This window comes from Staphylococcus argensis (genome assembly GCF_002902305.1).
GTDB classification, from domain to species: Bacteria; Bacillota; Bacilli; order Staphylococcales; family Staphylococcaceae; genus Staphylococcus; species Staphylococcus argensis.
Genome location: NZ_PPPX01000001.1, coordinates 242,029 through 254,435 on the forward strand (window position 1 = coordinate 242,029; position 12,407 = coordinate 254,435).

12 protein-coding genes are annotated in these 12,407 nt (G+C 38.3%); 8 read left to right on the forward strand and 4 right to left on the reverse strand.

All coding sequences use genetic code 11. The features are described from left to right. The first annotated feature begins 113 nt into the window (after window positions 1-113). The 5 genes from nrdF to CD039_RS01220 all read left to right on the forward strand — a co-directional run bounded on the left by nrdF (window position 114) and on the right by CD039_RS01220 (window position 5,249). Window positions 114-1,088 (forward strand): class 1b ribonucleoside-diphosphate reductase subunit beta, encoded by a 975-nt coding sequence (gene nrdF / locus CD039_RS01200; RefSeq protein WP_002471780.1) that lies wholly within the window; start codon window positions 114-116, stop codon window positions 1,086-1,088. 300 nt (window positions 1,089-1,388) lie between these two features. Next, complete coding sequence (locus CD039_RS01205; RefSeq protein ID WP_103370802.1) at window positions 1,389-2,381, forward strand: ABC transporter permease; 993 nt, start codon at window positions 1,389-1,391, stop codon at window positions 2,379-2,381. After that, window positions 2,371-3,330 (forward strand): iron chelate uptake ABC transporter family permease subunit, encoded by a 960-nt coding sequence (locus tag CD039_RS01210; protein ID WP_103370803.1) that lies wholly within the window; start codon window positions 2,371-2,373, stop codon window positions 3,328-3,330. Before CD039_RS01205 ends, CD039_RS01210 begins: the two co-directional genes overlap by 11 nt. Beyond that, a complete protein-coding gene (locus tag CD039_RS01215) occupies window positions 3,327-4,115 on the forward strand; it encodes an iron ABC transporter ATP-binding protein (RefSeq protein ID WP_103370804.1) in 789 nt (262 codons plus the stop codon). Before CD039_RS01210 ends, CD039_RS01215 begins: the two co-directional genes overlap by 4 nt. 96 nt (window positions 4,116-4,211) lie before the next feature. Next, the gene (locus tag CD039_RS01220) at window positions 4,212-5,249 is read left to right on the forward strand and encodes a ferrated catecholamine ABC transporter substrate-binding lipoprotein SstD (RefSeq protein WP_103370805.1); all 1,038 of its coding nucleotides are present in this window, start codon (window positions 4,212-4,214) and stop codon (window positions 5,247-5,249) included. A gap of 267 nt (window positions 5,250-5,516) precedes the next feature. Here the strand turns inward: CD039_RS01220 and CD039_RS01225 are convergent, their stop codons facing one another. From CD039_RS01225 to CD039_RS01235, 3 genes are all read right to left on the reverse strand, one after another. Further along, window positions 5,517-5,831, reverse strand: coding sequence for a CHY zinc finger protein (locus CD039_RS01225; RefSeq protein WP_103370806.1), 315 nt, complete (start codon window positions 5,829-5,831; stop codon window positions 5,517-5,519). 31 nt (window positions 5,832-5,862) lie between these two features. Then, on the reverse strand, window positions 5,863-6,789 hold the full coding sequence (gene murB, locus CD039_RS01230; RefSeq protein WP_103370807.1) for a UDP-N-acetylmuramate dehydrogenase: 927 nt from the start codon (window positions 6,787-6,789) through the stop codon (window positions 5,863-5,865). 178 nt (window positions 6,790-6,967) lie between these two features. Then, window positions 6,968-7,498, reverse strand: coding sequence for a GrpB family protein (locus tag CD039_RS01235; RefSeq protein WP_103370808.1), 531 nt, complete (start codon window positions 7,496-7,498; stop codon window positions 6,968-6,970). 114 nt (window positions 7,499-7,612) lie between these two features. Here CD039_RS01235 and CD039_RS01240 point away from each other — a divergent pair, with 114 nt between their 5' ends. From CD039_RS01240 to CD039_RS01250, 3 genes are all read left to right on the forward strand, one after another. Continuing rightward, window positions 7,613-8,497: an EMYY motif lipoprotein gene (locus CD039_RS01240; RefSeq protein ID WP_103370809.1), complete on the forward strand. Its 885-nt coding sequence runs from the start codon at window positions 7,613-7,615 to the stop codon at window positions 8,495-8,497. 207 nt (window positions 8,498-8,704) lie between these two features. Continuing rightward, the gene (gene ytxJ, locus CD039_RS01245) at window positions 8,705-9,025 is read left to right on the forward strand and encodes a bacillithiol system redox-active protein YtxJ (RefSeq protein WP_002471822.1); all 321 of its coding nucleotides are present in this window, start codon (window positions 8,705-8,707) and stop codon (window positions 9,023-9,025) included. Window positions 9,026-9,613: 588 nt separating this feature from the next. Next, window positions 9,614-10,735, forward strand: a complete 1,122-nt coding sequence (locus CD039_RS01250; RefSeq protein WP_103370810.1) for a glycerate kinase — start codon at window positions 9,614-9,616, stop codon at window positions 10,733-10,735. 99 nt (window positions 10,736-10,834) lie between these two features. Here CD039_RS01250 and pepT read toward each other — a convergent pair whose 3' ends face one another. Beyond that, window positions 10,835-12,079, reverse strand: coding sequence for a peptidase T (gene pepT / locus CD039_RS01255; protein ID WP_103370811.1), 1,245 nt, complete (start codon window positions 12,077-12,079; stop codon window positions 10,835-10,837). Window positions 12,080-12,407 lie beyond the last annotated feature (328 nt).

Sequence of the window (12,407 nt, forward strand, 5' to 3'; positions counted from 1 at the left end):
CAAGCATAAAGTGGATTAAGTAGGAGAGGATGGACATTAATCTTGGCATAGTGTTCATCTTTCCTACTTAATCATACATATAATATTCAAATGAGATTGGAGACGTTAAACACATGAAAGCAGTCAATTGGAATACGCAAGAAGATATGACCAACATGTTCTGGCGCCAAAACATTTCGCAAATGTGGGTGGAAACAGAATTTAAAGTTTCCAAAGATATTGCAAGTTGGAAAACATTAACAGATGAAGAAAAGAACGCCTTCAAATATGCGCTTGCAGGTTTAACTGGTCTAGATACGCATCAAGCTGACGACGGTATGCCACTCGTCATGATGCACACAACTGATTTACGTAAAAAAGCAGTATATTCATTTATGGCAATGATGGAGCAAATTCATGCAAAGAGCTACTCTCATATCTTTACAACGCTGTTACCATCTAGCGAAACGAACTATCTTCTTGATACGTGGGTTATTGAAGAACCCCATCTTAAGTATAAAGCAGATGTTATCGTAGGTAACTATCACAAATTGTGGGGTAAAGAAGCATCAATTTACGATCAATATATTGCGCGTGTTTCAAGTGTATTCTTAGAAACGTTCTTATTCTATTCTGGTTTCTATTATCCACTATATTTAGCAGGACAAGGTAAGATGACGACATCTGGTGAAATTATCCGCAAAATATTACTCGACGAGTCAATCCACGGTGTGTTTACTGGATTAGATGCGCAACATCTACGTAATGAACTTTCTGAGAGTGAAAAGCAAAAAGCAGATCAAGAAATGTATCGTTTGCTCGAAGATTTATATAAAAATGAAGTGTCTTATACTCACAAATTATATGATGACATTGGATTAACAGATGACGTTCTTAACTATGTGCGTTATAACGGTAATAAAGCATTATCTAACCTAGGTTTTGAACCTTACTTTGAAGAACGCGAATTCAATCCAATTATTGAGAACGCGCTAGACACTTCAACTAAAAACCATGACTTCTTCTCAGTTAAAGGTGATGGTTACACACTTGCACTTAACGTAGAAGCATTACAAGATGAAGATTTCATATTTGATGATGAAAAATAGTCATGCATTATCTTGATCACACTATTTTAGGAGCAGGGCACCACAATTGAAATGCCTTGCTCTTTTTCTTACTTATTTTTGCCTTCTAATAATTATTTTCACTATCTACTTTTATTCGAAAAAGAATTGTTGTAAGACATTCTTCATAAAAAACTATCTATCATAATATATTTAGTTGTAAATATACTCTATCTATACGATTTCGCTATAATTTTATCGTAGGCTATTGAAATATCTATATTTCATGATAAACTAGATTTATGCTTAGTGATAACGATTATCATTATCGCTTTTTAATCTATGACAAAGGAATGTAGACTATTGTTACGAGGGATTATTAATCGATTCACTTTATTCCTACTTCTCATCTTATTAACACTGTTATCCCTACTTATCGGTGTTAAGCAAATACCTCTGTCAGATCTTGGACATTTATCACAAACACAACTTCATATCATCCTAACGAGTCGAATTCCACGTACGATAAGTATTCTTATTAGTGGAAGCACGTTAGCGTTAGCAGGTCTGATTATGCAACAAATGATGCAGAATAAATTTGTGAGTCCAACTACTGCAGGTACGATGGATTGGGCTAAGCTTGGTATCTTGATTGCGATGATTTGGTTCCCGCAAGAGAATATACTCATTAAGCTCGCATTTGCGGTCTTGCTCAGCATCGGTGGAACATTTCTCTTTGTGAAACTCATCCAACTGATTCGCTTTAAAGAAGTCATCTTTGTACCTTTGATGGGAATTATGCTTGGTGGAATCGTTTCAAGTTTCACTACGTTCATGGCTCTGCAAACGAATACCGTTCAAAGTGTAGGTAACTGGCTCAATGGCAACTTTGCCATTATTACGAGTGGACGTTATGAAATTCTTTATCTTAGTATCCCGCTTCTCATACTGACTTACATATTTGCGAATCATTTTACGATAGCGGGTATGGGCAAGGATTTCAGTAACAATCTCGGTGTGAATTATGAGCGCATCATTCATATTGGTTTGTTTATCACAGCCACAATTACTGCGCTAGTCGTCGTAACCGTAGGAACATTGCCATTCCTAGGGCTCATCGTCCCTAATATTGTAGCCATCTTTAGAGGGGATCATTTGAAACATGCGCTACCTCAAACAGCGATGCTCGGAGCGATATTTGTGTTGTTCTCAGATATTATCGGACGTCTCGTCGTCTATCCATACGAAATCAATATCGGTTTAACAATCGGTGTGTTTGGTACGGTCATCTTCCTCATTATGCTATTGAAAGGACGCCGTCACTATGCGAATTAAACTGAATCTCAAATTAGCGATACTGATAGCAGTCGTTATACTAAGTGGTGCGTTGTATTTATTTCTTGGACTCAATTTCGACATCATCCATTATCAATTGCCTGCTCGAATGAAGAAGTTGATATTAATGTTCATCGTCGGTGGCGCAATTGCTGCTTCTGTCGTTATCTTCCAAGCCATCACGACGAACCGCTTACTCACACCCTCTATTATGGGTTTAGATGCAGTCTACATGTTTGTTAAAGTCTTATTAGTTTTTATATTTGGTGCGCAGTCATTATTGAATACGAATATTTATCTCAACTTTGGGATTACCGTATTAGCGATGATAAGCTTCGCACTCATATTATTCCAAGGTATCTTTCGTCTGAAAAATGTTTCCGTGTATTTCATCTTACTCGTCGGGATCATTATGGGTACGTTCTTCAGAAGTATTACAAGCTTCTTAGAACTCATCATTGACCCGGAAGATTTCTTGGCAGTACAAAGTGCGATGTTTGCGAACTTTAACGCAGCAAATCCGCGTTTAATGACTTTGTCGGCGATTATCTTACTTATTCTTATCGGACTGACATTCTGTCTCATCCCATATTTAGACGTCTTATTACTTGGGCGCGCACAAGCGATTAATCTTGGCGTACCTTATCAGTGGATGACACGTACATTACTGATTATGGTTGCGGTTCTCGTGTCACTTTCGACAGCGTTAGTAGGTCCTATCGCTTTCTTAGGATTAATGACGGTAAATATTGCCCACGAATTAATGCGCACATATGAGCATAAATATATTTTCCCAGCCACATTGTGCTTGAGTTGGATCAGTTTATTTCTCGCTCAAAGTGTGATGGAACATATCTTTGATGCGACTACTCAAGTCAGTATCGTGATTGATTTAATTGGTGGACTTTACTTCATTTACTTATTAGTTAAAAGGAGAAATACGGTGTGATCAGTGTAAATAATTTAACTAAAACGATTGAGCAGCGACCGATTCTACAAGATATCAACGTGAATATTCATAAAGGCAAGTTGACGACGATTATAGGTCCTAATGGTGCAGGTAAAAGTACGTTACTTTCAGCCATTACACGTCTGACAGATTATGATCAAGGGACGATTACTATAGACGAACATGCTATAGATGACTACAAGAGTAATGAATTAGCGAAGAAGTTGTCCATTTTAAAACAGACAAACATCACTGAACTTAACATCACCGTGGAACAACTCGTACAGTTTGGACGGTTCCCATACTCAAAAGGGCGACTCAAGAAGGAAGATAAAGTGAAGATTCAAGAAGCTTTATCACTGCTTAATTTGACAGAAATTAAAGATCGCTACATTAAGACTTTATCAGGTGGTCAACGTCAGCGTGCATATGTTGCGATGACAATTGCGCAAGATACCGAGTATATCTTGTTAGACGAGCCACTGAATAATTTAGACATGAAACACGCGGTGCAAATTATGCAAATTCTGCGTCACCTTGCACATCATTACAACAAGACAATTGTGGTTGTGATACATGATATTAACTTCGCGTCTTGTTATTCGGATCATATCATCGCGATTAAAGATGGACAGACTTTTATCTCAGATGCGAAAGACCAAGTCGTACAGGCGGAGACATTGAGCCAACTCTATGATATGCCAGTGAAAGTGGAAGAAATTGAATCTCAACGCATTTGTATTTACTACGACGAGCTAGAAGCATCAGCACAAGCAGAGTCATAAGTCGACGATGCATTGAAAGGAGTGATGTGTCGCTACAAAGTTAACGCTATGGGGGAACGCGGCATATAATTTGGGAAGAATAAATGGAGGATATCAATGAAGAAGTTTACTATATTTCTATTAATTAGTTTAATGTTTGTTCTTGCTGCATGTGGTAACCAAGGTGATAGTAATAAAGGTAAAGACAGTAGCAGTAAGGGCGACAAAGACACTGTAACGATTCATAATCAGTTTGAAGCGAGAGGCGATAAGAAAGACGGTAGTGACGCTAAGAAAGTGGATGATAAAGTGTCAGTACCGAAGAATCCTAAACGTGCAGTTGTGCTTGACTATGGTGCGTTGGATACAATTAAGGAACTTGGCTTAGAAGATAAAGTGAAAGGTGTACCTAAAGGTGAAGGTGGTAAAACCTTACCTGATTTCTTAAAAGAATTTAAAGATGACAAATACATCAACACTGGTAACCTTAAAGAAATCAACTTCGATAAAGTCGCTGAAGCCAAACCTGATGTCATCTATATTTCTGGTCGTGCAGCTTCACAACAAAACTTAGATGAATTCAAGAAAGCAGCTCCAGATGCGAAAATCGTTTACGTAGGTGCAGATGATAATAACGAGCTTCAATCATTGAAAGACAACACATTAAATATCGGAAAAATCTACGATAAAGAAGACGAAGCTAAGAAACTTAACAAAAAATTAGACGACAAAGTAGCAGATGTTAAAAAACATACAAAAGACATGAAAGATGACAAATCAATGTTCTTACTCGTTAACGAAGGAGAACTTTCTACATTTGGTCCGAAAGCACGTTTCGGAAGCTTAATATTTGATACATTAGGTTTCACTCCAGCAGATAAAGATGTCAAAGCAAGTACACATGGTCAAAACGTAAGTAACGAATACATCAATGAGAAAAATCCAAGTATCATCTTTGCGATGGACCGTGGACAAGCGATTGGTGGTAAAGCTACAGCTAAGAAAGCACTCAACAACGATGTGCTTAAAGATGTGAAAGCGAATAAAGAAGATCAAGTTTATGAATTAGATCCTAAATTATGGTACTTCTCAAGTGGTTCTACATCTACAACAGCGCTTAAACAAATTGAAGAATTAGAAAAAGCTTTAAAATAATGATGTAGCGTCTAGGACATAATTAAAGAATTAGATGAGAATTAGCTATAGATGTAAAGTAAACTCATTTAGAGAGAACTTTATAGTTGGTAAAGATATTAACTATTGCTCATCGCAGTAGCTGTCTGTACTTGAGATAGCTAGCACTGTCTCAAGTACTAGACACCCTTGCGGGGGTGAGACTACGAAATCAAGTAGATTTCTGTCTCACTCCCATAAAAAAAGGTCGAGAAGAGGTGCGTTAAACACGCTCTTGCTCGACCTTTTCTATACTTCGAAGTAATGATGATAATGAAACATACATCGCGTATTAAAGTGTGCATCACAATAAGGACAAGTTTCTGTCATCATATATTCATTAATAGTGAGATGACGTTTACATACTCCGCATAGAACAGCCTCAGTGTTAAACTCATCTTCACTCCAACGTTTCACTTGGTGTTGTTCATGCTCTTCGTGACACTTGTAACAAGGATAATATTTATTGCAGCATTTAAACTTAATTGCGATGATATCTACTGGCGCATGATAATGTTTGCAGCGCGTTTCATTATCTACTGTATCTCCATAAACTTTAACCATAATACTACTTACCTCAATTACTTAGTCATATTTAATGTCGTTCTTGAGGATGTTCGCCAATGATTCTTACTTCGGGATGTAAATCAACATCGAATTTCTCTTTAACTACATTTTGCACATGGTGGATTAAATCCTCGTAATCCGTAGCAGAGCCTCCATCAACATTGACCATGAAACCAGCATGTTTTTTAGAAACTTCAACGCCACCGATGCGATGTCCTTGAAGATCTGAGTCTTGAATGAGCTTACCAGCAAAGTGACCTGGTGGGCGCTGGAATACACTACCACAGGAAGGGTGTTCAAGAGGTTGTTTCGATTCACGTCGTTCTGTGAGGTCATCCATTTTAGCTTGAATATCGTCGAGGTCTCCAGGTGTGAGAGTAAAAGCCGCTTCGACCACAACGAGGTGATTCTCTTGAACGATACTATTGCGGTAATCCAGTTCGAGTTCGTTATTCGTATAAGTGAGCAATTCACCTTTTTCATTCACACATAGAGCATAATCGATACAGTCCTTCACTTCACCACCGTACGCGCCTGCATTCATAAATACAGCACCGCCGATGGATCCTGGTATACCACATGCAAACTCTAAACCAGTCAACACATGGTCTCGCGCAGTACGTGAGACATCGATAATGGCTGCACCACTACCCGCAATGATAGAGGAATCTGAAACATCGATATAATCGAGTGATAATAGGCTCAATACGATACCACGAATACCGCCTTCGCGTATGATAATATTGGAGCCATTACCTAAATAAGTAACAGGGATATCATTCTCGTATGCGAAACGGACAATTTGTTGAACCTGTTCGCTCGTCGTCGGTGAAAGGTAGAAGTCAGCTTCTCCTCCCGTTTCGGTATATGTATAGCGCTTCAATGGTTCGTCTACTCGAATAATTTCGGTAGGCACAATCTCCTTCAATTTCGTTAAGATGTCATCTTTAAGCAACTCTGAACATCCTTTCCATATTCTCTTTAACAGTCATTACTCCCATTATAGCAACTCTCGAATCGATTTGCGATTAACAATAATGTGAACGATGACTTTACCTCAACTTATCACATGAGATAACGATTTCTAAATCAAGTGCTTATTACAGCAATGGCGTTTCATCCATGTTATTTCATTACTTTGAATGAGCTACATACTTCTTATAAATCTTATCTAACGCTTGCTGTTTACGTTGCTCATAATCGCTAATTCGCTCCACATGTTTAAGAATTTGTGACTTTTTATCACTGAATTGTTGAGCGATTTCGTCCTTATGAGTTAAAGCTTCGTCCATTTCAAGATATTGCTTAAAGAGGGGTGTATCTCTTTGAATGATATGCAAGCGCACTTCTTGTTTGAGGTCGATCAAATTATTGAACTTCGCCATGACCACTTTCTTTTTATACGGATGGTGTAAGCGATAGAAACCTGCATAATTTAGACGCTTTTCATCTAAAGCTGTGATATCGTGTAAGTTATCTACACCGACCAAGATATCGAGTATAGGTTCAGTTGGATAGTTAAAATGACTCGTGCCACCAATATGATGGGTGGACTTCACGGGTGAATCTAATAAATTAAAGAGCAGTTCTCGTAATTCTTCATATTCAGATTTGAAGTGTTGTTCTGCATCTTCTTTAATAAAAGGTTGAATTGCCGAATACACGGTGAGCGACCTCCTTTGTTCATCATGATAAGCTGAATTTTATTATAGATAAAGTGTGCATTATTTTCATTGTAATCGTGTTTATGTATAATACGAAATGATAGGAGTGCAAAAATGAAGAAAATTAGTTGTTTACTTACTCTAATCGTTTTAACACTTTTAGTCGCAGGTTGTAAAAACAATGAACCTAAAGACTTAGCGAAATTTGAAAAACATCTCGATCAAACGCAGCAAAAAGAAGCAAAAATGAAACAGACGTTGAATCATCTGGACTTGAAACAAATTGATCAACTTAAAGAACAGCAAATGACAGATAAGAATAAGAAAGAATTCAATGAGCTTCAGACTGACATCAACAGTAAGCTGATGCCCCAGATGAAAGCATATGAGAAATCCGCGAAAAAGTTGCCAGCCGAGTCTTCTAAAGTTAAACATCTTAAACAAACGTATCTGCAAGGTGTGAAACAGAAAAAACAGAAAGTGAAAGATCTCAAAACATTCGTCGATTTATGTAATCAATCAGTCAAAGCAAATGAAGATATCCTTGATTACACGAAATTATTTGAGAAAAAACGCTCACTTATGGAAGATAACGTCGACAAAGCAAACAAGAATGGCAGCAAACAAGATGTTGAAACTTTTACGAAAAAAGTAGAAAATAATAACAAGGAACTCAAAAATACTGCAGAAAATCACATCAACGACCAGAATCCTAAAAAAGGGGAAAAAGCAATTGAAGAGCATATTATGCCGCTCATTGATAAACAAATTAAAGATCTTAATCAAACGACGATTACAGATTCAAATGTGAATGAAGCGCGTAAAAATGCGATAGAAATGTACTATAGCTTACAGAACTATTATGAAACACGTCAAGATACGATGGGCATAACGCAACGTTTAGCAAAGATTGACATTCAGAACTTACCGAAAGAGGGTAAAGATCTAGAGAACGAGGACAAAGCCTTTGATAAGGAATTAAATCAACTTAAATCTTAGTTGCTTTGTCAATCCAAAGTCATATTAATTTATAATAAACGGTTAACAACAAAAAGGTAATTGTGTATAATTGGAAACATTGACATAGGAAATTATTTATCATAACGAAGAGTAGACGAAAGATCGATGTAACATCGTGTATTAATCTCATCTCAATTTCGATAAAGTAAGACGTCTGCTCGCTAAATTATCTTAGAGGTGAATAGAATGGCTATAAAGCTGAGTTCGATTGACCAGTTTGAACAAGTGCTAGAGGAGAATCGTTATGTCTATATACTGAAACACAGTGAGACATGTCCGATTTCTGCGAATGCATATGATCAGTTCAACAAATTCTTATATGAAAGGGACATGGACGGTTATTATTTAATCGTTCAACAAGAAAGAAATTTATCTGATTATATCGAAGAGCAAACAGGCGTGAAGCATGAATCACCACAAGCTTTCTACTTTGTAGATGGCAAAGTGAAGTGGCATGCGAGTCACGATGATATTAACGTAGCAACATTAGCTAAAGCTGAAGAATAAAGAATCAAGCATGTGTCACGTTTAGAGTAAGGTTATTATAACTTTCTCAACAGTGACGGTAGGGAGTAGAAGTTGTCTCGTGTAAACGTAAGTTACGGGCATCGTTCTGCTCCCATTTCTTATTTCATGAAATCGTGACACAGGACATGTATAATAGAGTATTGAACAATTCGATGAATCTTTAGCAAAATTAAGTATATTTAATTTTCAATGTTGTGACTCTCGCTTGCTTGGGAGAAGTACAGAAATCTATGATTTCGTAGTACTTCCCCCGTAAAGCTGACTAGAGTTCGAGAAAGCGTTAGCCTTCTCGAATTCAGTCAGCAACTGCGTAGGACCACACTCAACTAATTCTTTTCGCTCAAAGAATGGATTTTCATTGTGGTCTAGATCCATCAAGCGTCTCGAGTCTACATTGAAAATACATGTGATTAACTTTAAGTATGGATTTTCACACTCTATATTATTTGTTCTAAATGTACTAAATTCAGAAAAGAACAGAAAGAAAATCTATAATACAGATATTTAAGTATCAACAATTAATTTTCAAACAGTAAGTAATGAGTAAGAAATAGATGAGGTGACAGAATGAAAGTATTAGTAGCCATGGACGAATTTAATGGTATTATTTCAAGTTACCAGGCGAATAGATATGTAGAAGAAGCGGTCGCAAGTCAAATCGACTCTGCTGATATTGTACAAGTTCCGTTATTTAATGGACGTCATGAACTTACAGATTCAGTATTTTTATGGCAATCAGGAACGAAATACCGCCTTAATGTACATGATGCAGATATGAATCCCGTTGAAGCTTTATATGGAATTACTGAAAAGGGCATGGCAGTCATTGAAGGTAATTTATTCTTAAAAGGTGAGAAATCAATCGAAGCTCGCACAAGTTATGGTATGGGAGAAGTGATTGCAGACGCCTTAAATCATGGTGCTGAACACTTAGTTATCTCCCTCGGTGGTTTAGATAGCTTTGATGGTGGGGCAGGTATGTTACAGGCTTTAGGCGCACGTTTCTACGATGACGAAGCGCAACCTATCGATGTAACTGAAGGCCCACGTGTGTTGAAGTACATCCGTAAAGTTGACTTCTCGGATTTACATTCAGGCTTACAAAGTGCGCGTATCCAAGTTATGTCTGACTTCGACAGTAAGCTCTACGGACGTCACAGTGAAATTATGCAGACATATGAAGCTTATGGTTTAACGCGTGAGAAAGCAGCAGAAATCGACAATTTAGTCTGGTACTTTAGTGAAATATTGAAGAGTGAAGAACGGCTCACTTTGGGACCTGTCCTACGTGGGGGTGCTGGTGGCGGCATTGCAGCATTGCTCAGTGAAATGTTCGAAGCGGAAATTATGACAAGCCATGAGCTCGTCGACCAAATTACACACTTGGAAAGTTTAATTGAACAAGCCGACTTGATTCTGTTCGGTGAAGGAGTGAACGAACGCGACCATGTGTTAGAGACGACAACTCAACGTATTGCTGAGCTCGCGACGAAGTATGATAAGCCATCGATTGCGATTTGCGCTACGCCGGACAAGTTCGAGCACTTCGAGTCGCTCGGCGTCACAGCGATGTTCAATACCTTTATTGAGATGCCGAAGTCTTACACTGATTTTAAAATGGGTATTCAAATTCGTCACTATACAGTTCAAGCTATTAAATTACTACAAACCACTTTAAATGATCAATAACATATAAATAAAGGCCTTAAACGGTGAGTGAGGACACTCAAGTTTAAGGCCTTTTTCATATGGGCTAAAAATCATTTTACCGAAATAAAAAGTCGACAATTAATCAGTCGTTGTCGTATCTTGTGACTTCGCAACTTCTTCCGCAATTCCCACGATGACTTTCACAGCTTGTTCCATGATATCGATTGAAGCGTATTCAAACGGACCGTGGAAGTTGGCGCAACCTGTGAAAATATTTGGTGTCGGAAGTCCTTTGAAAGACAGTTGACTACCATCAGTGCCGCCACGAATCGGTTCAGTATTCGGCGTGATATCTAAACGTTCAAAGACGCGTTTCGGAATGTCGATCACATGAGGTACGGCTTGAATCTTGTCGCCCATATTGTAGTACTGATCCTCAATGTCTACTTCAACAGGGTCGTTAGCGTAATGACTATTAATATCGTCGCGAATTTCGAGCAATTTCGTCTTACGTGATTCAAATGTGTCGCGATCATGATCACGAATAATGTATTGTAACTTCGCCTCTTCAACATCACCATTCAACTGCATGAGATGATAGAAACCTTCGTAACCTTCAGTGCGTTCAGGCACTTCATCTTGCGGAAGCAATTGATTAAACTGCTGTGCGAGTAATAAGGCGTTAACCATCGCATTTTTAGCAGAACCAGGATGAACATTCACACCATGACATGTCACCATTGCACCTGCCGCATTAAAGCTTTCATATTGCAGCTCCCCATACTCACTGCCATCCATCGTATAGGCGAAATCCGCATCGAAGCGGTCAACATCAAATTTGTGTGGACCACGTCCGATTTCTTCGTCAGGAGTGAAACCAATTCGGATGCGGCCGTGTTTAATCTCAGGATGCTCTGTGAGATAGCGCATGGCTTCAACAATTTCGACTACCCCTGCTTTATCATCAGCGCCAAGGAGTGAAGTCCCATCAGTTACCATCAATGTATGGCCTTCCACTTGTTTCATTCCAGGGAAGACATCTTGACTTAACACGCGATCTGTATTGCCAAGCTGAATAGGCTGACCGTCGTACGCTTCGATGATTTGAGGGTGGACATTGCTCGCATTGAAATCAGGTGAGGTATCAACATGAGCGAGAAAGCCGACTGTAGGTACCTCAGCATCGACATTGCTATTGAGTGTCGCAAAGAGGTAGCCATTCTCATCCATGTCTGTTTCGAGTCCCATATCTGTTAATGTACGTTCTAAGAGTTTGAGTAAATCCCACTGTTTGTCTGTAGAAGGTGTCGTATCTGAATCAGGATTTGATTGTGTATCGATTTGAGCATAGGTCTTTAAACGCTCGATTAATTGTTGTTTCATTTCTATCAACCCCTTTTCTTGTATACCTATTATAACGTGTGTGGGTGAGAAAGACAGAAATCTGTGATTGTATCCTTTTTACGCGAAGTTGTTTGAGGTTTGTAAAAGGCTAGTACGGTAGGGAGTGTTAAAAGAAGTCAGTGCGTGCTCGAAATAATGTTGTCGTATGAAGAATTGTGTTCCTGTAGGCCCAAAATACGCATGTACAAACAGAAAAACGCCAATTCCTCATTCTATTTAATGCCGTTGTCCTTTTACCAAACTGAAAAGGAAAGAAAAGACAATAAAGAATGGAAATTGACGTTAGCGTTCAATCATTTCTGGATAA